This is a genomic window from Campylobacter sp. JMF_06 NA1, assembly GCF_027737785.1.
Lineage (GTDB): Bacteria > Campylobacterota > Campylobacteria > Campylobacterales > Campylobacteraceae > Campylobacter_B.
In genome coordinates, this window is sequence record NZ_JAOVUA010000004.1 from 36939 (window position 1) to 58426 (window position 21488).

A 21488-nucleotide genomic window follows, 5' to 3' on the forward strand; every position below is an offset into this window, starting at 1 on the left:
TACAATAAGGCAAATAAAGGGGTTAGAATATGAAAATTGATATTGATTTGAAAGAGAAAAGTTACAGCGTTTTTATCGACGAATTAGCCAAAATTTCACTTCCTGGCAAGGTCGCAATCATCACAAACCCCAAGGTTAGCGGGCTTTGGCTCTCGTATTTGTTGGAGAGATTGGAGTGCGAGCAGAAATTTATTATCACAATTCCTGATGGCGAAGAGTATAAAAGCTTAGCCAGCGTGGAGCAAATTTTAGAGCAACTTTTTAGCTCCAAACTAGATCGCAAAAGCACGCTAATAGCACTTGGCGGTGGCGTGATTAGCGATATTACGGGATTTTGCGCGAGTATTTATGAAAGAGGGATAAATTTTATAAATATCCCAACCACGCTTTTAGCCCAAGTAGATGCTAGTGTGGGCGGGAAAACAGGCGTGAATAACCGCTTCGGCAAAAATTTAATCGGCTCATTTTATCAGCCACGCGCCGTGTATTGTGAGAGTAAATTTCTCTCAACCTTGCCAGCGCGCGAATTTGGCGCAGGTGTGGCGGAAGCTGTGAAAATGGCGGTTACATTTGATAAAGAGCTATTTGAGTATTTTTGCGAGCATGATTTGAAGAGTGATAGCGAAGTAGCCCATATCATCGCAAAATGCGTGGAAATAAAAGCCGGTGTCGTGGCGAGAGATGAGCGCGAAAACGGCGTGAGAGCGGTGCTAAACTACGGACACACCTTCGCGCATGTGATTGAGAATTTGACGAATTATTCTGTGTATTTGCACGGCGAGGCTGTGGCGATTGGCATGGTTATGGCAAATGATTTGGCTGTAAGACTTGGCAAACTAAGCGTTGATGAGGCGGAAAAAATTCGTTCCGTGCTCGCTAAATTTGGACTTCCGCTAAGCTATAAAATCCAAAGCGTAGATAAATTTTACGAAATGTTTTATCTGGATAAAAAAAGTGCCTTAGGCAAGATAAAATTTATCATGCCAAAGGGAATTGGTGATTTTTTCGTATCTGATGATATCGATGAAAATCTCGTAAAATCGACATTAAGAGCGTTTCAATGAATAAAATTTTAACTCTTTTTTTATTTTTTGTTTTTGCTTTTGGCGAGGGAAATTTAAGCGAAAATTTAGCAGAGCAAAATTTAAGCTTATCAGAGCAAAACAGCTCCGCCACTAGATTAAATAAAGAATATGTCAATTCAAGCGAAAGTGCCGATGTAGCGATGATTGCTCCGCTTGGCGAGCAGATTAGGGCGATTGATGAGGAGATCAAAAACAATCTTTGGGTTAGCAGATTTGCGAATTTCATCGGTTACCAAGAGCTTTTAAAACAGCAAAAAATCCTGCAAGATGAGCAAAAATCCCTAAACGACGCGGACGAGATCAACGAAATAGGCAAAAAACTTCGCGCTGTAAATGAGCAACTCTCGCTTTTAAAAGAGTATGAAAAAAGCCCATTTTTGGACATTGTCGCTATGCCAGAGACCCCAGAACCAGAGCGCGTGAGCAATCCCTTTTCGATAATCACGGGCTTTTCGACGATTCGAAATTTGCAAGAGCAAAAATTGGAGCAAAAACGAAAAATCGAAAATTTAAAGGTTTTGATAGAAAAACTCGAAACCAAGGCCGAATTATACGCCAAAGTGGAAAAAATTTCCCCAGATGATAAACTCATCAAAGATTACGAAAATTTAAAATATGAAATCGGCGAATTTAGCTCTGCTTACGAGCTTGCTGGGACGACTTATGATGTGTATGAGAAAAAAATCAACTCCCAAATCACCGCGCTAACTGCCGATATCACGGCGCAAATCAAGCGTGCTGGAAATATCCTTATATGGATTGGCATAGTTTTGGCTTTGGCGTTTTTAGCCAAATTTATCGCCAAACGATATGTCATAAATGATGAAAATTTCTACCTTGTAAATAAAATCATAAATGTTATAAATTTCACCATTATCGTGCTGATTTTACTATTTTCGTATATTGATAATATGACGCATTTTGTCACCGTGCTGGGCTTTGCTTCGGCAGGTTTGGCGATTGCGATGAAGGATATGTTTATGAGCTCGCTTGGCTGGCTTGTAATCGTATTTGGCGGCACATTTAGGGTAGGGGATCGCGTCAAAGTCTGCAAAAATGGCGTCGTGTATGTGGGCGATATCATCGATATTTCCGTGCTTAGAATGACGATTTTCGAAGATGTTACGATGACAACATGGAGAGAAAATAAACGCGCCGGCAGGGTTGTATTTATACCGAATAACTACATTTTTACAGATTTGCTGGCTAATTATACGCACTCTGGGTTAAAGACCGTTTGGGACGGCATCGATATCTTACTCACATTTGATAGCAATCACAAAAAAGCTATGTATATCATCAAAAACATAGTCAGAAAGTATTCGAAAGGCTACACCGATATCGCCAAAAAGCAAATGTCAAAACTCCGTTCTCAATACAGCATAAAAAACCCAAATGTCGAGCCTAGAATTTTTAGCTTTTTTGAGCCTTATGGTATTCAAATTTCGGTTTGGTATATGACGAATTCATACGCTACTTTGGGGCTTAGAAGTAATATTTCAAGTGAAATTTTAGAAAGCTTGCAAAAAGAAGATGATATCAAAATCGCTTACCCAGCTTACACGCTTTACAACGGCAAAACTTATGGCGCAAACAAAGCGCCAAATTTCGAGCCAAATGAGCCACCTATGGGGGAAGTATAGGTGAGGGTGTATTTTAAGACCTTTGGGTGTCGCACGAACATTTACGATACTGAATTAATCAAAAAAATGGTGCAAAACGCGCAGATTGTGGGCAATGAGAGCGAAGCAGATATCATTGTGGTAAATTCATGCACCGTTACAAACGGCGCAGATAGCGATGTCAGAGGCTATATTTCGCGTATGAATAGGGCTGGAAAAAGGGTGATTTTAACAGGCTGTGGCGCCAAATCGCAGGGGCAAAATTTGCTAGCAAAAAATCAAATTTTTGGCGTTTTTGGTATGAGCCAAAAGGCCAAAATCGATGAGTATTTGCGCGCAGATACGAAATTTTACGATATCGGAGATTTGGAGTATAAAGAAAGTAGCGTGCTCGGCGATTTTGAGAATCACACGAAAGCCTTTATCAAAATCCAAGAGGGTTGCGATTTTTCGTGTGCTTACTGCATAATCCCCTCTGTAAGGGGGCGCGCGCGCTCTATCGATGAGAATTTGATTATAAATGAGGCGCGAAATTTAGCCCAAAATGGTTTTAGCGAAATCGTCCTAACTGGCACGAATATCGGTAGCTATGGCAAGGATAGCGCCACATCTCTTGGGGCTTTACTGCAAAGGCTTGGCAGCCTTTCAGGCATAAAGCGCATTAGGCTAGGTTCAATCGAGCCAAGTCAGATTGATGAGAGTTTTCGCGAAATTTTGGGCGAGAGCTTTTTGGAGCGACATTTGCATATCGCTTTGCAGCACACTTCGCAGACGATGCTTAGCATTATGCGTCGCAGAAACACGGCGTTTAGGGATTTGGAGCTGTTTTTGGAGCTAGGTGAGAGGGGTTTTGCGCTAGGCACTGATTTCATCGTCGCTCACCCTGGCGAGAGCGAGGAAGTCTGGGGCGAGGCGGTTGAGAATTTCAAAAAATTCCCGCTTACGCACCTGCACGCCTTTATTTTCTCTCCACGCCGGGGCACAGCTTCTGCTTCGATGAGCGGGAGGATTAATGGCGAAGTGGCGAAAGCTAGGCTTAAAATGCTTAAAAATATCGTAGCGTTAAATAATTTCGAGTTTCGAAAAGCTCACAAATCGCCACTTTCGGTGCTAGTGGAGCGCAAAAATGGCGAGTGTTACGAGGGATACGATGAGTTTTATAATAAAATTTTGATAAAAAGCGAAAAAGATTTATCTAAAAAATGGGTAAGGATAGAAGATTATGAAGTCAAATTTGAGTCAAATGTGGCAGAAATTTAAGGCAAACAAGCTAAATTTAATCCTTGTGTTTTTGGGATTGCTTATCGTTTTGCTTAGTATTGTGTATTTCAAAGATGACGCGCAATACATCAGCGAGCGCGAATTTAGCGAGCTTATGCAAAGGGATTTGATCAAGCGAGCCCATATCGAGGACGGCGCGCTAAATTTCATTTACGAGGGCAAAAGATACCGCATTTTAGCCGATATCGTCGATCTCAAAGAGCTGGCAAATCACGCAGTTATCAGCAAATCGCACGGCAATAGTGGCGAAATGACAATCAGCGCGATTTTGGTGATTTTTACTTTTGCGTTTTTTCTTTTTGTCTATTATTTCGAAACCGTGCTTTCACGCCGTAAAAAAGGGCAAAATTTAGCTTCGCAGGCCCAAAATACTGCGCCGCAAAATTTCGCACCAAACTCATTTGAACCAGTTAAAAGCGATGTGAAATTTAGCGATATCGCAGGTATTAGCGAGGTCAAAGACGAGCTAATCCAAATCGTAGATTTTCTAAAAAATCCGCTCAAATACCAAAAATTTGGCATAAAACTTCCAAAAGGCGTTTTGATGATAGGAGCCCCTGGTGTGGGAAAAACGCTAATTGCAAAGGCCGTAGCCGGCGAGGCTGGCGTGCCGTTTTTTTACCAAAGCGGGGCGAGTTTTGCCGAAATGTTTGTCGGAGTGGGCGCAAAGCGCGTCAGGGAGCTCTTTGCCAAGGCAAAATCCTGCGCGCCTGCGATTATTTTCATCGACGAAATCGACGCTGTGGGCGGTAAAAGGGGCGTTGGGCGAAACGACGAGAGAGAGGCTACGCTAAATCAGCTTCTAACAGAAATGGACGGATTTGAAGAAAATAGCGGTGTAATGGTCATTGCCGCGACGAATAAAATCGATTTGATTGACGAGGCTCTGCTTCGCTCTGGCAGGTTTGATAGGCGCATTTTTATCTCGCTACCAAACTACAAAGACAGGATTGAAATTTTAAAAATTTACCTTGCGGATAAAAAATTTGATTTAAATATAACCAAGGTTAGTCGCCTTTGCGTGGGATTTAGTGGGGCGGGCGTGGCGACATTTGTCAATGAGGCTGCGATGAAGGCATTGGAGAGGGGAAGCGATAAAATCGAGCTAATAGACTTCGAAAATGTGCGCACAAAGGTCTTTTATGGCGTGCAAAAAAGCCAAATTTTAACGGAAAATGAAAAAGAAATCCAAGCCTTTTATCAGGCTGCAAAGGCGCTAATCGCGTATTGGTATTCGATGAATTTCGATAAAATCGAGCTTTTAAACGATAAATTTTTAAACGATGATTTCGAAATCCGCTCCAAAACCCAAATGCTAAATCAAATCAAAGTCTTACTCAGCGGCACAGCAGCCCTTGCGATACACAAAAACGACGCCTTTACAAACGGCTCAAACGATGTCAAAGAAGCCACCGAGCTGGCGCAAAAAATGGTCTATGAATACGCTATGGGGGATAGTTTCGTGCCAAATCCTGCCAGCGTCAATGAGATACTAAACTCGTGCTATGAAGATGTGGGAGAGACGCTTCGCACTATGCAAGAGGCGCTAAATTTGATAGCGAAGCAAATTTTTGTTTATGAGTATATCACTCACTCTGGCGTGCGCTCGATCTTGCAACCAGAGCTTGATGAGGACGAGGAAAATTTGGGCGAAGAGCAGGGCGAAAATCAGGGTGAAATTCATAGCGAAACACCTGCGCCTAGAAGTGATAGATTAAATTTCGATGATTAGGAAAAATATGCAAAAAAAGGTAAAAATAGGAATTTTAACCATTAGCGATCGCGCTTCAAGCGGGGTTTATGAGGATAGGGGCGGTCCTGAGATTAGGCGCATAATGAGCGAGTGGATAGAGGGCGAGGTGGAATTTGACTACCGCATAATCGCCGATGAGCGCACGCTAATTGAGGGTAGTTTGCGAGAAATGTGTGGTAATGGGTGCGACGCTGTATTTACCACAGGCGGCACAGGTCCAGCCCTGCGCGATGTCACGCCAGAAGCTACCGAGGCAGTGTGCGAAAAAATGCTACCTGGTTTTGGCGAGTTAATGCGCGCTGTGAGCCTAAAATATGTCCCAACCGCCATTTTATCGAGGCAAACGGCCGGTATTTACAAAAACTCTCTTATCGTAAATTTGCCGGGCAATCCAAAGGCGATTTTGCAGTGTTTAGAGCCGATTTTCCCGGCGATTCCATACTGTATAGATTTAATCGGTGGCGCTTATATCGAGGTAAGCGATAAAATCACAGCCTTTCGCCCAAAAAAGAAGTAAAAAATGCAAATTGAGAAAAACGATATTTTAAATTTCGCCAAATATTTCACCAAAATCGCCCACACAAGGGGTCGTTTGCGAATTCGCGTAAGCCCAAAGATTAGGGAGATTAGTGGGGTTGGCGAAGCGGAATTAAAGGCGAAAATCGCTAGTATTAGCGGAATAAAAGAGTATAAATTTAACCCGCTAATTGGCTCTTTGACGATCTTTTACGACAGCGAAATTTTTAAGCCCCAGCTGTGGGAGGAGTTTTTGTCTGGGCAGGTTTCGCCTGAGCTAATTTCGCTTGTAAATTCTACGGCTAATGATATTTGCTCTTAAAATTTTCATAATTAAATGAAAATCGTTTTTATAAATTCAGCTAATTTTATACAAAAATATTCTATTATTTCACACTAAAAATTTGATAAATTTATCGTTTAAAACGCCTTGAAATTTTGATTTTAAGGCGTTTTTGCGTAAAATCAAATTTTTATTTTTTATAATTATGATAGCAAAAATCATAAGTATGTAAATTTCAAAATTTTAAAAGGAGAAATTATGCCGATTAGATTTTTTTTAGGTTTAGTTTTTGGCGGGGCTAGTGTCTATGCGCTCACAAATCGCAAAAAAATCGCACAAGGTCTTAGCGAGCTTGCCAAAAGCGAGAGCGCAAAAAAGCTAAAAGATAAGGTAAAAAGTGCGAGTGATGGCGTAAAAACCACGCTAAATAGGGCAGGTGATGAGATTAGCGAGAAATTTAAAAACGCAAAAGGCGAGCCAGAAAAAACTGCTGGTGAGCCGAAAAAATCCGCAAACAAAAAAAGCGTCGAAAAACCAGCGAAAAAACCGCGGGCGAAAAAATCAACCACCCCTAAACCACGCGTCAAACGCGTAGACACTGCGACTGAGACGCAAATTTAAGGTTAGGGCATGAATACCAAACTAACTCTATCTCGCTCGCCAATCGATAACGCCCTAAGTGGCGCGCTAGCTGGGGCGATCGCTGGGGCTGCGAGCGAGATTGCAAATGTCAAAAAAGGAAAAAACAAAAAGCAGGCTATGCGCGACGGGCTAAATTCGGCACTTCGTGGAGGTATCATCGCAGGTGGGGCGATTTATAGCGCGAATAAACTAGTCCAGGGCGAGTATTTGGGGGCGCTTGTGGGCGCAGTTTTGGCGACATGCGCGCTAGAAATGAGCGAAAATTTAATCACAAAGGAAGCAAAATGAGCAAAAAAAAGATTTCTAAAAAAGAGTTAAAACAAATTTTAAAATATTGCGAAAACAGCGCAAATGGCGAGCTTGGTGAGCTATCAAAATGGATAAATAGCGCACTTGGTGGCAAAAAATCCAAAAACCTTTCAAATTTTGTCGGGCTAAATCAATTAGGCAAAAGCAAATTTTTTAAGAAAAATTCATTTCTAAATGGCGCAATTTTGGGCGCTGCGGTCGTGTATTTTTTCACTAACGAAAATGCGCAAACAAACCTTTTTAAATTTATCGCAAAGGGCTCGGAGCTCTTTGAAATGGGGATTGAGGAGATGAAGGAGCGTTTTTTGGACGCAAAAGCGCAAATGAGCGAAGATGAAATTTGAGATAAAACACGAGTGTGCGGGGCGAATCAGGCTTAAAATTTGCGCTTTTAAAAATTTAAATGAGGGCGAATTTTTAAAAGAAATTTCAAAATTTAGTGGCGTTAAAGAGTGCAGATTTAACGCTAAAATCGGCGCTTTAATTATAAATTATGACAAAAATTTTACTAGTCCAGCTTTCAAAAATACTGCCCGCAAAGCCAAGGGCGAGAGTGATGGCTTCCGCAATAGCGCAAACTCCCGCAAGAGCGCAAATATTAGCACTCGCGACGAGCTGATAAAGCACCTAGCGAATTTAGACTTAGCCAAATTTAAGCGCGCCAAAAAGCGCGAACGCTCACATGCCCCTAGCAAAAATGCTTTGATTGTCTCAGCCGCTGCGCTTGGGGCGAATTTTTTCTTTCGAAATTCGGCGTTTGTGCGACTTTTTAGCTTGATTGCTTGTTTGCCGCTTCTCAAAGAGGGGGCAAAAGAGAGCCTAGCGCACGGACTAACTTCTAAAACGCTTGAAGCTTTGGCTGTGGGGATTTCCTTTGGCAGGGCTGATACTTTCGCGGCAAATAGCACAAATGCAATGCTAGCCCTTGGCGAGTATATGGAAGAAAGCACCGTTTATAAAAGCGATGATTTGATAAAAGAGCTAGCCAAACCTGATATTAGCGAGGCGTGGGTTGAGGTAGAGCAAAACGGCGAAAAAATTGAGATGAAAATCCCAGCCAAAGAGCTTAAAACAGGCGATATCGTCGTGGTAAGATCTGGCGATATTATCGGCGTAGATGGCCATATTTTAAGCGGAGAGGCGCTGATTAATCAATCCTCTATGACAGGCGAAGCCTTGCCGGCGCGCAAAAGCAGGGGCGATATGGTGCTTAGTGGGACGATAGTCGCTGAGGGGGCGATTAGGATCTATGCCCAAAGTGTGGGCGATGAAACATCTGCGCACAGTATCAAAAAATACATCGCAAACGCACTCAAAGAGCGCTCGCAAATCGGCGCGCGTGCGATGAGGCTGGGCGATAAGCTAGTGCCTATTACCTTTGGGCTAGCTGGGGTTTCGTATCTGATAAATCGAAATTTCACTAGCGTTGCCTCTGTTTTGCAGGCTGATTATTCCTGTGCGCTCAAACTCCCAACGCCAGTTGCCTTTAAATCGAGCATTTCAAAGGCTGGCAAGGCTGGAATTCTCATAAAAGGGGCGAAAGCCTTAGAGAGCCTTGGAGCTAGCGATACCTTTGTTTTCGATAAAACAGGTACGCTCACACACGGGAATTTAGAGGTCGTAAAAATCATATCCTTTGATAAAAATTTCAGCGATAAAGACATTTTAAATTTGACAGCGAGCGCAGAGGAGCATTATTTCCACCCAGTCGCCCAGGCTATCGTTGAAGCAGCTAAAAAGCGAGGATTTATTCATGTCAGCCACGATGAGGTCGAATTTGTCGTAGCGCACGGGGTGAAGACAAACATAGAGGGCAAAATTTTAATAATCGGTTCGAAGCATTTTTTACAAGATGATGAGATGATAGATTTTTCGCCGTTTAAAAAACGGATTGAAAACTTAGAAAATCGCGGCCTCTCGCTACTTTTCATCGCATTTGACGGCAAGCTTTTGGGTGTGATTGGACTGCGCGATAGACTTCGTGATAATGCTAAATTTGTGATTTCCCAGCTTCGCAAAATAGGGGTCAAACAAATCATAATGCTAAGTGGCGATGTGAAGCAAAAAGCCGATGAAGTGGCGCGCGAGCTGGGGCTTGACGCGGCGTATGGGGAGCTTTTGCCGACGCAAAAAACCGAGATTATCAAAGATTTGCAATCGCGCGGGCATAAGGTTACATTTATCGGAGACGGCATAAACGACGCTCCTAGCCTAATGGCGGCAGATGTGGGGATAGGTATGCCAAGTTCCGCGCACATCGCAAAGGCAAGCGCGCAAATTTTGCTTTTGAAAAACGATATCGAGGGCGTGGCGAAAATCAAAGCCGCAGCAGATGATACACTAAGGCTGATTAGGCGGAATTTTAACGCTACCGTTGGGGTAAATTCGGCGATTTTGCTTTTGGCTACGCTTGGGATTTTAAGCCCGATATCTACGGCGATTTTGCATAATGGCACGACGATTGCTCTGCTTTTAAATTCGATAAAAGGGGCTAAATTTGAAAAATAAGGATAAAATTTTGGATTTGCAATTTCAGCGAAAACTAGCCAAAAATAGCCTTGCGGTGAGTATGGGAATCTGCGCGTTTAGCGGGTTTAAAAAGGGCAAGGTGTGGCGCAAAATCCATAAAATAAGCGGAATTAGTATGCTTGGCTTTGCGATTTGGCACGCAAGTCTGTATGGCACGAGATACAGTGAGTATTTAAGCGGACGCAAAAATTTCAAAAACTCTAAAAAAGGCAAAAACTTTGGTAAAATAGCGCAAAATTTACCAAAGGAAAATAATGAAATTTAAAATAGACGCAAAAGACGGCGCAGCGCGCGCCTGCACCCTAGAAATGGCGCACGGCGTGGTGCAAACGCCGATTTTTATGCCTGTTGGCACGGTGGGTGCTATCAAAGGCCTAGACGCGCATGATGCGAGCGAAATACTAGGCGCAAAGATAATCCTAGCAAACACATATCACATGTATCTGCGCCCAGGAGCTAGCGTGGTAGAGGAGTTTGGCGGACTTCATGGATTTAGCAAATTTGGGGGAAATTTCCTAACAGATAGCGGTGGATTTCAGGCATTTTCACTGCGAGCAAACACCAAAAACGACGAAAACGGCATAAAATTTAAAAGCCATATCGACGGAAGCACGCATTATTTCACGCCTCGCTCTGTGATAGAGACGCAATACGCGCTAAATTCGGACATTATGATGATTTTAGATGATTTGGTCGATTTGCCACGCAATCCAAACGAACTTGAAAGCGAGGCTAAAATCAGACTTAAAAAGCGCATTGATTTAAGCGTGAAACGCACGATAAAATGGGCAAAGGAAGCGGTGGAATTTCACAGCGAAAATAAATCGCGCGGATCTCACACTCACCAAAATATCTTTGGCATTATCCAAGGCGGCACGGATTATGAAGCGCGAAAAGAGTGCGCTAGTGCGCTTTGTGAAATGGGCTTCGACGGACTTGCGATAGGCGGGTTAAGCGTAGGCGAGACAAACGAGCTTATGTATGACACGGTCGAGGGGGTGATGCCTTTTATTGATGAAAACAGACCGCGCTATTTAATGGGCGTAGGCACGCCAGAGGATTTGGTCGAAAATGTCGCGCGTGGCGTCGATATGTTTGATTGCGTAATGCCTACGCGAAATGCGCGTAATGGCACGATATTTACAAGCAGGGGCAAATTTAGCATTAAAAATGCCTGTTTCGTCCATGATCATGGACCGCTTGATGAGGAGTGTGATTGCTACACTTGCAAAAATTTTTCGCGCGGGTATTTAAACCACCTATTTCGCGCGCACGAGCTGACATTTTACCGCCTAGCAAGTATTCATAATCTGCATTATTATCTAAATTTAGTAAAACAAATGCGAGAAGCGATAATGCGGGGTGAATTTGCTAAATTTAGGCTAAATTTTTACGCCAAAAGAGCCAAATAAAACGCCTAAACAAGGCGTTTTATCAGCAAAAATGAAAGTATATAAAGTGGCGCGATAACAGCGCAGATTGCGACATGCTGCCACCAAATCAAATCAGGGTTAATAAAGCCAAAAAATCTGTTTAGCACATTTGCGCTAAATACAGCCACGAAATCCACAATCAGGGCTAAAATGAAGAGTTTGACCCCTGTTTTTTTGCTGAGATAAAAAAATGCTTTTGATTTGTAAAAATACGCGCAAAACCCTAGCACGCCTAGCGCGCACAGCACGCCAAGGCCGTATTTTTGCAGGCCAAAGAAATTATTCATTTCTGCTAGTGCGACAATCAAAGTTAGGATAAAAAACAGATTAAATGAGTTGATTTGGCGTTTGGCGTATAGATCGTGCGTGGCGACTGCAAGGCCGTTAAATGCGAAATTTAGTGGGATTAGATAGGCTAGAAGCCAGATAAAAACTATGGCTAAATCTACGCAAATTCCAACCGAAGCTGAATTTACAAAGCCTAAATTTGCGCTATTAGCGAGTAAAAATGAGATTATTTCGCCTTTGAAAAACATTAATCCCCCGGCGAAAATCAGTGGCAAAATGCACGAGAGAATTCCGTGTTTGCGTATGAAATTTGAATAAATTTTGCTCTCTAAATTTTCGTTTTGTTTAGGCTCGATTTCGACGAATTCGAAATTTACCTCTTTTTTGAGAAACGAAGTCTCGTCCTGTGGCTCTGGGCTTACGCCGTCTTTTATGTATTTGATAAAAACTGCTTTATCTTTTTCGGCGATGAAGCTTACAAAATCGCCGATTTTTAAATTTTCGTCGTGGAAATCAAAGGTAGAGTAGGTGTATCTTTTGCCGTCGTCGCCTAAGATTACAGATTTGTTTAGAATTTGTCCTGCAAGTTTCATAAAAACCCCGTGAAAGTGAAATTTCACGGAATTTTATAAATTTAAAGTAAATAAATATTTAAAATTTATTCTACGGTTACACTTTTTGCCAAATTTCGTGGCATATCCACATCGTTGCCAAGGCGCACAGAGATTTCAAGTGCTAAAAGTTGCAAAATTATCATCATTTCGAAAAATTCAGCCATTGGGCTGGTTTGGTCGCTGGTTTTGATAAAATCATCTGCTAGGTCAAATTCCTTTGGACTAATCGCCAAAATATACGAATCCCTAGCGGCAAGTTCTTCGACATTGCTTTTGGTTTTCTCATACAGCAGGGATTGTGGCATTAGCGCGATTGTGAAAAGGTGCTCGTCTGCTAGCGCGATTGGGCCGTGTTTCATCTCGCCACTTGGGTATCCTTCGGCGTGTAGATATGAAATTTCTTTTAGTTTGAGTGCGCCCTCTAATGCTAGCGGATAGAAAATATCCCGCCCGATAAAGAAAAATCCATGTCCGTGCAAATAGTGCTTGCTAAGGCGGTAAATTCGCTCTTGTAGGCGCGGATTTATTTTTAAAATTTGCGGAATTTTAAGCATTGTTGAAATTTGCTCGTTTTGTTCATTTTCGCTGATAGTTTTGCGCAGTCTTGCAGCATAGACGCTTAGCATCCATAGCACCATGACCTGCGTAGCAAAGGCTTTTGTGCTTGCCACACCCTTTTCGATACCGGCGCGAGTTAGGATTACACTGCCTGCTAAGCGCACGATTGAGCTGTTATCGACATTGCAGATTGCTAGGGTTTTTAATCCTGCTTCTTTGGCGATTTTTAGGGCTTCTAGGGTGTCGGCTGTCTCGCCACTTTGGCTAATTACGATAAAAAGCGCGTTTGGGTTTAAAAATGGCTCTTTGTAGCGAAATTCGCTAGCGATTTCGATTTTGGTGCGAATTTTGGCTAGTCTTTCGAAAAGATACGCGCTAACTAGCGCAGCATGGTAGCTCGTGCCACACGCACAAATCATAATCTCATCTACGCCCTTAAACAAATCAGGCGAAATTTCATCAAATTTAATATCCCCAGCCTTTATCACGCGCCCCATCATGGTCTCTGTGATGACTTGGGATTGTTCATAAATCTCTTTTTCCATGAAAAATCTATAACCCTCTTTTTGCGCGTAGCCCTTGTCTTTCGGGAGTTCGCCGTAGTTTGGAGAGATTTTTTTGCCGTTTTGATATACGCTGATTTCATCGCTATTAGCCACGCCATACACGCCGTCATCTAGGTAGGTAACCTTGCTAGCTAGTCCGATTAATGGTGCGTCTGATGAGCTAAACAAAACTTCACCACTCTCGCCAAATCCCACGATTAGTGGAGCTGCGTTTTTGGCGAAAAATACCTTCCCTGGTGCTGCTTTTGTGATTAAAAGTGTCGCATAAGCCCCATGCAAACGCGCAATCGTAGCCTCGTAAGCCTTAAATGCGTCGGCGTGAATTTTATAGTATTTTTCAAACAAATGCACGATGACCTCAGTGTCTGTTTGGCTCAAAAACACCACGCCCTCGCTACTAAGCTCATCTTTTAGCTCTTGGTAATTCTCAATAATTCCATTATGCACCACAAAGCTAAATTCACCAAAATGCGGGTGAGCGTTTAGCTCGGTCGGCTTGCCGTGCGTCGCCCACCTAGTATGCCCGATTGACACGCCAAAACACTCGCTGCTAAAATCAGCCATTTTTTCATCTAAATTTTTAAGTTTTCCCACAGCCTTAAAATATGTAATATTTGCATTTTCCTTGCCCTCCATAATAGCGATTCCAGCGCTATCATAGCCTCTGTATTCAAGCTCTCTTAGACCATTTAGGACGATATTTTTTTTCTCTTTATTTCCGATATATCCTACGATTCCGCACATTTTTAAATTTTATTCCTTTCAGCAAAATTCGCAAAATTATAGTAATTTTTCGTAAATCGTTAGAAAATTTTTAAAAAATTAGCTAGATTAAATTTTAAAACTATATAATTACGATTTAAATTTTAGGAAGTTTTATGGAAATATTAAAAAAATTAGAAAATAATGAAAGATTAAATTTCGATGAAGCGACCAAATTGTGGGACTTAGACCTTTTCGACCTAGCTAAATTTGCAAATTTGATTAGAGAGCAAAAAAACGGCAAAAAGGTGTTTTTCAACTCAAATCGTCATATAAATCCTTCAAATTTGTGCGCTGATACCTGTAAATTTTGCGCTTTTTCGGCTCATCGCAAAAACGAGAAGCAATCTTACACAATGAGCAAAGATGAAATTTTGGGCATAGTGGCTGATACTGTGGAGAGAGGCACCAAAGAGGTGCATATCGTAAGCTCGCATAATCCAAATTTAAAGCCTGAGTGGTTTTTTGATTTATTTAGCTCGATAAAAGCCAAATTTCCAAATTTGCATATCAAAGCAATGACCGCAGCCGAGGTGGATTTTTTCAAACGAAAATGGAAAATGCCTTACGAAGAAACGCTAAAAAATATGATTGCTAGCGGCGTAGATAGTATGCCTGGTGGCGGTGCTGAGATATTTGATGAGGGTGTGAGGGAGCAGATTTGCAAAGGAAAGGTAAGCTCGGCAAACTGGCTTGAAATTCACAGAATTTGGCATAAAATGGGTCGCCAAAGCAATGCAACTATGCTTTTTGGCCATATTGAAAATTTTGCTCACCGCACCAATCACATTTTGCGAATTCGCGCATTGCAAGAGCAATCCCTAAAAAACGGCAATGGTGGTGGATTTAACGCATTTATCCCGCTTGTGTATCAAAGAGAAAATAACTATTTGCAGACGCCTAAGGCTATGGGTTCGGCTGAGGTTTTAAAAACAATCGCGATTGCCCGAATTTTGCTAGATAATGTTACGCATATCAAGGCGTATTGGGCGACTTCGACGCTAAATTTAGCCTTAGTGGCGCAAGAATTTGGCGCAGATGATATAGATGGCACGATAGAGAACGAAAGTATCCAAAGTAGCGCAGGCGCGCAGAGCAAAAAGGGTGTGAATAAAAAAGATTTTATCGATTTAATTCAAACTGCCGGATTAATCCCAGTCGAGCGCGATAGTTTGTATAACGAACTTCAAATTTATGCGAGTTAAAAATGGAAATTTTACTAAGTAGCCTGAATTTATATATCATCGGTATCGGTGTTATACTCTTTATCAGTGTTTATGCTAGTAAAATTTCAGAAAAAATCGGACTTCCGCTTCTGCTTGTGTTTTTGGGTTTTGGTATGCTACTTGGTAGTGAGGGCATTGTGGGGATTGAATTTGACAATCCACATTTGGCACAAGCTGTGGGGACAATCGCCCTTGTTTTCATACTTTATAGTGGCGGATTAAATACCAAATTTGAACACATTAAAAGCGTTATGGTAAGCGGGGTTTTGCTTGCTACTATCGGTGTTTTGCTGACTGCTTTGATAATGGCGGTTTTTATATATTTGGTTTTGGGTTTTGCGCCACTTCACGCACTTTTACTTGGCTCGATTATATCTTCGACAGACGCTGCGGCTGTGTTTATGATTTTGCGAAGCCAAAAAATCAAGCTCAAAAATGGCTTAAATGAACTTTTAGAACTAGAAAGTGGCAGCAACGACCCTATGGCGATTTTTTTGACAATCGCTATTTTAAATTTGATAGTTTTAGCCCAAGATACAACGATAGAAAAAATGCTAATGCACTTTTTCTTGCAGTTTGCAGTGGGCGGAGTTTTGGGCATTGCGTTTGGGTATTTGTTCCCTAGAATTTGCATAAATTTACGCCTTATGCAAACAGGACTTTACCCGCTAATTAGCATTGCGTGGCTACTTATAATGTTTGGGCTAAGCTCGCATTTGGGCGGTAATGGATATTTAAGCGTCTATATGGCTGGGGTTTTGGCGAACAAATACGCATTTCCAAACAAAGAAAATATCATAGCATTTCACGAAGTGATTGCGTGGATGATGCAAATCGTCGTATTTTTGACCCTTGGGCTTTTGGTTTTTCCATCAGACCTGCCTCAAATCGCGCACAATGCGATTATTTTGTCGCTGGTTTTGATTTTTATAGCTAGGCCAGCTAGCGTTTTTATCTCACTTATCAAAAGCAAATATTCCAAATTTGAAAAATTTTATATTTCGTGGGTAGGGCTAAGGGGTGCAGTTCCTATCATACTTGCGACATATCCTTATGTTTATCATTTAGAGGAATCTCATATTATTTTTAATATCGTTTTCTTTATGGTTTTAATCTCGGTTTTAATCCAAGGAACGACTATAAATTTTGCAGCAAAAAAACTAAATATCACTGAAAAGGACGGCGATGACTTCGTTATTTAAGTTAGAAGAAAACAAAACTTCTATCAAGCAAGAGTTGAATGCGGGAATTACCACATTTTTGGCTATGATTTACATAGTGCCTGTAAATGCTATCATTATGAGCCAAACAGGCATGCCATACGAGGCGCTAGTTACAGCTACTGCGCTAATTACGATATTAGCGACGCTTTTTAATGGCTTTTTTGCAAATACGCCTGTCGCACTTAGTGTGGGCATGGGCTTAAATGCGTATTTTACATTTGGGCTTTGCATGGGGGCGCAAATTCCATGGCAAACAGCCCTTGGAATCGTGTTTTTGAGCGGATTTTTATTTACTGTTCTTTCATTTACAAATTTCCGAATTTGGGTTATCAAATCAATTCCGCTTGATTTGCGTCGCGCTATAAGTGCCGGTATCGGCGCATTTATCTGCTTTATCGGGCTTAAACAAATGGGCATTATCGTAGCCGATCAAGCTACCCTTGTCGCTCTTGGCAATTTACGCGATCCACTTGTTTTGCTTGGTCTTGGCGGTCTAACTATCATGATTTTGCTTTTTGTTTTGCAGGTAAAAGCTTCGTTTATTTTGGCGATTTTGATTACCTCTGTGATTGCATGGGTGTTTGGGATCTCGCCTAAACCAGAGGGTATCGTCTCACTTCCTGCTTCAATTTCGCCGATTTTTGGACAGCTTGATATCATGGGCGCGCTAAAACTCGCGTTTTTGCCATTTATCATCACATTTTTTGTAACTCACCTTTTCGATAGTATCGGCACGCTAACTGGTGTTGGAAATAGGGCGAAAATTTTTAGCGACGAAGATCCTGAGGGTATGAAAAAACTAGCGCGAAATTTGACTGCCGACGCTGTTGGCTCAGTAGGTGGCGCGATAGTGGGCACTAGCACGGTTACAGCCTTTGCAGAAAGCGCAAGTGGTGTCGAGGCTGGTGGTCGCACTGGTCTAACTGCTGTGTTTGCGGCGGTTTGCTTTATTTTGACGCTATTTATGCTTCCGCTTTTTAAAGCGATTCCAAGCAACGCAATTTATCCAGTTTTGGTAATGGTTGGAATTTTGATGTTTAGCGAGCTTGGCAAGCTTGATTACAGCGATATTGGAATTTTAATTCCGGCATTTTTTATCGTTATGCTTATGCCTTTTACATATTCGATTACAAATGGTCTAAGCTTCGGATTTATTAGTTATTTGCTTGTGCGTTTGGTGCAAAGAAGGTTTAGCGATATAAATTTGGGTGTTTTGGTGCTAGCAGGAATTAGCGCGCTGGTATTTATTTTGCATTAATAAGGAGAAAATATGAAATTTTACAGCTTTGAAGAACTTGATAAAGATAGTAGAATCATCGCCAAACAAGTGCGCGATAGCTTCGCGCCTGACGCGATTGTAGCGATTGCGCGTGGCGGGCTGACATTTGGTCATGCGCTAGCAAACGCACTTGATATGAGGACGATTTTTTCGATCAACTCAATCCACTACGCAGATACGCAAAAGCTCGATACAATCGATGTTTTCAATATCCCTGATTTGGAACTTTATAAAAGAATTTTGCTAGTCGATGATATCATCGATAGTGGCGATAGTATGGTCGAAATCAAGCGTGTTTTGGAGGAAAAATACCCTAAGGCTGAGATTAAAACAGCGGTGATTTTTTACAAAAGCAAGGCGCTAATCCAGCCTGATTTTAAAATCAAAGAGACCGATGAGTGGATTAACTTTTTTTGGGAAAATTACAAAATAGAAGAGTAAATTTTAAAATTTAGAAGTGGGCTGTGAAGAATTTTAATTTTTTGATTTTATATTTTTGTGCGGTTTTAGCAATGTGCATTATGTATGCGCCACAGCCCCTGCAACCGCATTTCGAGCAAATTTTAGAAATTTCAAAATTTAAAGCCTCGCTTTTTACCACTGCGATTTTAGCTCCGCTTGCATTTGCTTCGATAATTTATGGCTATATTTTAGAGAAAATTTCGATTAAAAATGTCCTAGTGGGGGTGTTTTTTGTATTTGGCGCGAGCGAAATTTGCTTTGCTTTGGCGGATAGTTATGAAATTTTGCTTACTATTCGCATAATCCAAGGCTTCATTGTCCCAGCGGCTCTGACTGGGATAATGAGCTACATCTCCCAAAGCGCAAACAAACAAAACCTAGCCAGCGCAATCGGCGCGTATGTGGGTATGACGATAGCTGGGGGATTTATCGGGCGATTTTTGAGCGGATTTTTTACAGATTTGTTTGGGTGGAGATTTTTCTTTTTTGTGCTTGGAGCGCTTGCATTTGGCGTGAGCGCGTTGCTTTATAAAATTTTGCCTGTGATTAAAATCAGCCTTGTCAAACCCAAAATTCGCAACATAGCCCAAATTTTATCAATTCCGCGAAATATCTATATTTTTTGCGCGATTTTTGGTATGTGCTTTGTCTTTCAAGCTACGCTAAATGTTTTGCCATTTGAGCTAAAAAGGCTTCTTGGCGAATTTAACGGCTCGAAAATCGGCTTTATGTATTTTGGCTATATTGTGGGAGTTTTTATTTCCTTTAATGTCGCGCGAATTGCAAATTTTTGCAAGGGTCCGACAAATGCGATTATGATAGGGTTTTTGATATATTTCATCGCGCTTTTGCTTTTGCATGTGGAGAGTTTCGGCGTGATTTTTGGCTCGATGATAGTGTTTTATTTCGGCTCGTTTATGGCGCACTCGGTCGCCACTGCGCATGTCAATAAAAAGGCCACCGCTCACAAGGGCATTACAAACGGACTTTACATTAGCTTTTATTATTGTGGCGGGGCTTTGGGGAGTTTCGTGCCTGGATTTTTGTATGATAGCTTTGGCTGGGGAGCTTTTTTAAGCGCGCTTTGCGTGGTGGTTATGGCGTCGATATTTTTTATATGGAAACTAAAACGATATGAGCTTAGAAAAATTCATTAAAAACGAAATTTTAATCCTAGCGATTTTGTTTTGTGCTGACGCGCTTTTTTTGATTTACGCCATATCAAATTTAAGTATAAGTTACTACGAGGCTGAAATTTTTTATAACCAAAACAGCCTAACTTCGCTCATAGCAAATGTTTCGTGCAAAATTTTCGGACAAAATGATTATGCGCTAAGGGCGCCTTTTTTGATTTTGCATTTCATAAACTGCGCCTTGATTTATAAAATTTCAAAATTTACCCTAAAACGCAGATTTGATAGACTTGTCGCAACTGCCTTATTTATGACACTTCCTGCCTCGATGAGTAGCGCGATTTTGCTAAATCCAGCCGGCATTATTATCTTTGCTACGCTTTTAGCATACTATTTTGCCAAAACCAAAAACTGGGGTGCGCTTATCGCTGTTTTGGTGCTTAGCGCCTTTATTGATAGGGCATTTTTTATGCTTTATATCGGTTTTGGAATTTGGGCTTTGAGATCTGGGAAGCGAGAAATTTTCGTGCTAAATTTGGCGCTTTTTGTATTTAGCATACTCTTTTATGATATCGACACGCAGGGCAAACCGCGCGGGTATTTCCTAGACGCTCTTGGCGTATTTGCGGGGGCGTTTTCGCCTTTTGTTTTTTTGTTTTTTGTCTATGCGATTTATCGAATTTGGATTAAAGAAAACAAAGATTTGCTCTGGTATATCGCTACTAGCGCGTTTTGTTTGGCACTGATTTTTTCGCTTAGACAGCGTGTGGCTATGGAGATGATGCTACCATACTGCGTGATTGCGACGCCACTAATCGTGCGGGTCGTGTTTAATTCATACAGAGTAAGGCTCCCTAGATTTCGCTCTTTTCACAAATTTGCGCTTGGCGTGAGTTTGTTTAGCTTAGTTTTTAGCTATTTTTCTGTGATTTTTAGCGACGCGATGTATGTGGTGTTTTTCCAAAATCGCCCTAGCAAACATTTCATTTATAAATTTGATGTGGCAAAAAATTTAGCCAATGAGTTAAAAAAGCGCGGGGCTACAAGCGTGCTTTGCGATGATGAGCAAATGCAGCTACGGCTTAAATTTTATGGTATAAACAAAGGTTTTGACGCCATAATAGAGGAAAAAAATGAAAGAAATTTCGATCAAAGTATTGATATTTATAAACTTGGCGTTCAAATTGCGAAATTTTATGTTAAAATATAGCGAATTTTTATGAAAGGTAAAAATTATGAGAAAAGGTTTTACATTAATTGAACTTATTTTTATTGTAGTTATAGTTGGGATACTTGCAGCGGTTGCAGTTCCCCAAACAGAGCGAAATGCCCTAGTCGAAGCGAGCGATCAGCTCGTATCACACATACGCTATACACAACAACTAGCGATGTATGATAATAAATTTGACGCAAATGATCCTGATTGGTATAAAAAAGCATGGAGAATTCAGTTCCACAACCATAACACCGCTACTTCTGCGAGAGGATGGAGATATACTATCTACGAGGATACTGGTGCAAGTGGTAATCCAAATAGCATAAATGAAATCGCCAGAGATCCACAAAATCCAGCTAGACTTCTAACCTCTGGTTTTGCAAGCCAAGGTTTTAATAACAGAGGCGATTTGATGAATAATAAGCTAAATTTACAAGGCAAATACGGCATTACAAATATCGCTTTTGCTGGTTGTGGCGAAAATGGCAATCAAACTATTTCATTTGATCATATCGGACGCCCAATGGGGCAAGTAAGTAATTCTGCGACGCCGTATGATAGAGTGTTTGTTACTAATTGCACGATTACGCTTACAAACGACGCTGGCGATAGCTCTGTTATTACCATACGCCCTGAAACTGGCTATGTTTCATACAGGCTAAGTGGCGCAGATATCAGCCAATAATATAAACCAAACCCAAGGAAAAA

Annotated in this window: 21 protein-coding genes; 19 read left to right on the top strand and 2 right to left on the bottom strand. The window is 41.4% G+C overall.

From position 1 onward, the window contains the following. Positions 1–29 precede the first annotated feature (29 nt). The 12 genes from aroB (at position 30) to tgt (ending at position 11432) form a co-directional block, all read left to right on the top strand. Positions 30–1064, top strand: a complete 1035-nt coding sequence (aroB, locus tag OFO07_RS05400) for a 3-dehydroquinate synthase (protein ID WP_270871212.1) — start codon at positions 30–32, stop codon at positions 1062–1064. Next, entirely contained in the window at positions 1061–2728 is a 1668-nt protein-coding gene (locus OFO07_RS05405; RefSeq protein WP_270871213.1) for a mechanosensitive ion channel family protein, read from the top strand. Before aroB ends, OFO07_RS05405 begins: the two co-directional genes overlap by 4 nt. Next, on the top strand, positions 2729–3967 hold the full coding sequence (mtaB, locus tag OFO07_RS05410) for a tRNA (N(6)-L-threonylcarbamoyladenosine(37)-C(2))-methylthiotransferase MtaB (protein ID WP_270862357.1): 1239 nt from the start codon (positions 2729–2731) through the stop codon (positions 3965–3967). It begins immediately after the preceding gene. Continuing rightward, on the top strand, positions 3951–5720 hold the full coding sequence (locus tag OFO07_RS05415; RefSeq protein WP_270871214.1) for an AAA family ATPase: 1770 nt from the start codon (positions 3951–3953) through the stop codon (positions 5718–5720). Before mtaB ends, OFO07_RS05415 begins: the two co-directional genes overlap by 17 nt. 7 nt (positions 5721–5727) lie before the next feature. After that, positions 5728–6258, top strand: a complete 531-nt coding sequence (gene mog, locus OFO07_RS05420; RefSeq protein WP_270871215.1) for a molybdopterin adenylyltransferase — start codon at positions 5728–5730, stop codon at positions 6256–6258. A gap of 3 nt (positions 6259–6261) precedes the next feature. Continuing rightward, entirely contained in the window at positions 6262–6579 is a 318-nt protein-coding gene (locus OFO07_RS05425) for an HMA2 domain-containing protein (RefSeq protein ID WP_270871216.1), read from the top strand. Between the two features lie 219 nt (positions 6580–6798). After that, positions 6799–7161, top strand: coding sequence for a hypothetical protein (locus OFO07_RS05430; RefSeq protein WP_270871217.1), 363 nt, complete (start codon positions 6799–6801; stop codon positions 7159–7161). Between the two features lie 9 nt (positions 7162–7170). Then, the gene (locus OFO07_RS05435) at positions 7171–7470 is read left to right on the top strand and encodes a Cys/Met metabolism pyridoxal-phosphate-dependent enzyme (RefSeq protein WP_270859170.1); all 300 of its coding nucleotides are present in this window, start codon (positions 7171–7173) and stop codon (positions 7468–7470) included. After that, positions 7467–7835 (top strand): YtxH domain-containing protein, encoded by a 369-nt coding sequence (locus OFO07_RS05440; protein WP_270871218.1) that lies wholly within the window; start codon positions 7467–7469, stop codon positions 7833–7835. The genes OFO07_RS05435 and OFO07_RS05440 overlap by 4 nt, the downstream gene beginning before the upstream one ends. Next, positions 7825–9999, top strand: coding sequence for a heavy metal translocating P-type ATPase (locus OFO07_RS05445; protein WP_270871219.1), 2175 nt, complete (start codon positions 7825–7827; stop codon positions 9997–9999). The genes OFO07_RS05440 and OFO07_RS05445 overlap by 11 nt, the downstream gene beginning before the upstream one ends. Then, entirely contained in the window at positions 9989–10285 is a 297-nt protein-coding gene (locus OFO07_RS05450; protein WP_270871220.1) for a hypothetical protein, read from the top strand. The genes OFO07_RS05445 and OFO07_RS05450 overlap by 11 nt, the downstream gene beginning before the upstream one ends. Beyond that, on the top strand, positions 10275–11432 hold the full coding sequence (gene tgt, locus OFO07_RS05455; protein WP_270871221.1) for a tRNA guanosine(34) transglycosylase Tgt: 1158 nt from the start codon (positions 10275–10277) through the stop codon (positions 11430–11432). Before OFO07_RS05450 ends, tgt begins: the two co-directional genes overlap by 11 nt. 5 nt (positions 11433–11437) lie before the next feature. Here tgt and OFO07_RS05460 read toward each other — a convergent pair whose 3' ends face one another. Continuing rightward, the gene (locus OFO07_RS05460) at positions 11438–12334 is read right to left on the bottom strand and encodes a hypothetical protein (protein ID WP_270871222.1); all 897 of its coding nucleotides are present in this window, start codon (positions 12332–12334) and stop codon (positions 11438–11440) included. 65 nt (positions 12335–12399) lie between these two features. Then, complete coding sequence (glmS, locus tag OFO07_RS05465; RefSeq protein ID WP_270871223.1) at positions 12400–14223, bottom strand: glutamine--fructose-6-phosphate transaminase (isomerizing); 1824 nt, start codon at positions 14221–14223, stop codon at positions 12400–12402. A 134-nt stretch (positions 14224–14357) separates the two neighbouring features. Between glmS and mqnE the strand changes: the two genes are divergently transcribed. From mqnE to OFO07_RS05500, 7 genes are read left to right on the top strand one after another with little or no spacing between them, the layout of a single operon-like run. After that, positions 14358–15446 (top strand): aminofutalosine synthase MqnE, encoded by a 1089-nt coding sequence (gene mqnE, locus OFO07_RS05470; RefSeq protein WP_270871224.1) that lies wholly within the window; start codon positions 14358–14360, stop codon positions 15444–15446. 2 nt (positions 15447–15448) lie between these two features. Further along, positions 15449–16669 carry a potassium/proton antiporter gene (locus OFO07_RS05475; protein WP_270871225.1) on the top strand — a complete coding sequence of 407 codons (1221 nt, stop codon included), beginning with the start codon at positions 15449–15451 and terminating at the stop codon, positions 16667–16669. Continuing rightward, the gene (locus tag OFO07_RS05480; protein WP_270866754.1) at positions 16653–17948 is read left to right on the top strand and encodes an NCS2 family permease; all 1296 of its coding nucleotides are present in this window, start codon (positions 16653–16655) and stop codon (positions 17946–17948) included. Before OFO07_RS05475 ends, OFO07_RS05480 begins: the two co-directional genes overlap by 17 nt. A 12-nt stretch (positions 17949–17960) precedes the next feature. Next, positions 17961–18410, top strand: coding sequence for a phosphoribosyltransferase (locus OFO07_RS05485; protein WP_270871226.1), 450 nt, complete (start codon positions 17961–17963; stop codon positions 18408–18410). A gap of 23 nt (positions 18411–18433) precedes the next feature. After that, on the top strand, positions 18434–19588 hold the full coding sequence (locus OFO07_RS05490) for an MFS transporter (RefSeq protein WP_270871227.1): 1155 nt from the start codon (positions 18434–18436) through the stop codon (positions 19586–19588). Further along, the gene (locus tag OFO07_RS05495; RefSeq protein WP_270871228.1) at positions 19566–20774 is read left to right on the top strand and encodes a hypothetical protein; all 1209 of its coding nucleotides are present in this window, start codon (positions 19566–19568) and stop codon (positions 20772–20774) included. The genes OFO07_RS05490 and OFO07_RS05495 overlap by 23 nt, the downstream gene beginning before the upstream one ends. Positions 20775–20799: 25 nt before the next feature. After that, the gene (locus OFO07_RS05500; protein ID WP_270871229.1) at positions 20800–21465 is read left to right on the top strand and encodes a type II secretion system protein; all 666 of its coding nucleotides are present in this window, start codon (positions 20800–20802) and stop codon (positions 21463–21465) included. Positions 21466–21488: the final 23 nt, after the last annotated feature.

Excerpts from the sequence above, each read along its gene's own strand:
- OFO07_RS05415 (WP_270871214.1), top strand. The coding sequence starts at position 3,951 with ATGTGGCAGAAATTTAAGGCAAACAAGCTAAATTTAATCCTTGTGTTT.
- OFO07_RS05405 (WP_270871213.1), top strand. The coding sequence starts at position 1,061 with ATGAATAAAATTTTAACTCTTTTTTTATTTTTTGTTTTTGCTTTTGGC.
- mog (WP_270871215.1), top strand. The coding sequence starts at position 5,728 with ATGCAAAAAAAGGTAAAAATAGGAATTTTAACCATTAGCGATCGCGCT.
- OFO07_RS05425 (WP_270871216.1), top strand. The coding sequence starts at position 6,262 with ATGCAAATTGAGAAAAACGATATTTTAAATTTCGCCAAATATTTCACC.
- OFO07_RS05475 (WP_270871225.1), top strand. The coding sequence starts at position 15,449 with ATGGAAATTTTACTAAGTAGCCTGAATTTATATATCATCGGTATCGGT.
- mqnE (WP_270871224.1), top strand. The coding sequence starts at position 14,358 with ATGGAAATATTAAAAAAATTAGAAAATAATGAAAGATTAAATTTCGAT.
- OFO07_RS05440 (WP_270871218.1), top strand. The coding sequence starts at position 7,467 with ATGAGCAAAAAAAAGATTTCTAAAAAAGAGTTAAAACAAATTTTAAAA.
- OFO07_RS05445 (WP_270871219.1), top strand. The coding sequence starts at position 7,825 with ATGAAATTTGAGATAAAACACGAGTGTGCGGGGCGAATCAGGCTTAAA.
- OFO07_RS05495 (WP_270871228.1), top strand. The coding sequence starts at position 19,566 with ATGAGCTTAGAAAAATTCATTAAAAACGAAATTTTAATCCTAGCGATT.
- glmS (WP_270871223.1), bottom strand. The coding sequence starts at position 14,223 with ATGTGCGGAATCGTAGGATATATCGGAAATAAAGAGAAAAAAAATATC.
- OFO07_RS05430 (WP_270871217.1), top strand. The coding sequence starts at position 6,799 with ATGCCGATTAGATTTTTTTTAGGTTTAGTTTTTGGCGGGGCTAGTGTC.
- OFO07_RS05485 (WP_270871226.1), top strand. The coding sequence starts at position 17,961 with ATGAAATTTTACAGCTTTGAAGAACTTGATAAAGATAGTAGAATCATC.
- OFO07_RS05480 (WP_270866754.1), top strand. The coding sequence starts at position 16,653 with ATGACTTCGTTATTTAAGTTAGAAGAAAACAAAACTTCTATCAAGCAA.
- tgt (WP_270871221.1), top strand. The coding sequence starts at position 10,275 with ATGAAATTTAAAATAGACGCAAAAGACGGCGCAGCGCGCGCCTGCACC.
- OFO07_RS05435 (WP_270859170.1), top strand. The coding sequence starts at position 7,171 with ATGAATACCAAACTAACTCTATCTCGCTCGCCAATCGATAACGCCCTA.
- OFO07_RS05500 (WP_270871229.1), top strand. The coding sequence starts at position 20,800 with ATGAGAAAAGGTTTTACATTAATTGAACTTATTTTTATTGTAGTTATA.
- aroB (WP_270871212.1), top strand. The coding sequence starts at position 30 with ATGAAAATTGATATTGATTTGAAAGAGAAAAGTTACAGCGTTTTTATC.
- OFO07_RS05460 (WP_270871222.1), bottom strand. The coding sequence starts at position 12,334 with ATGAAACTTGCAGGACAAATTCTAAACAAATCTGTAATCTTAGGCGAC.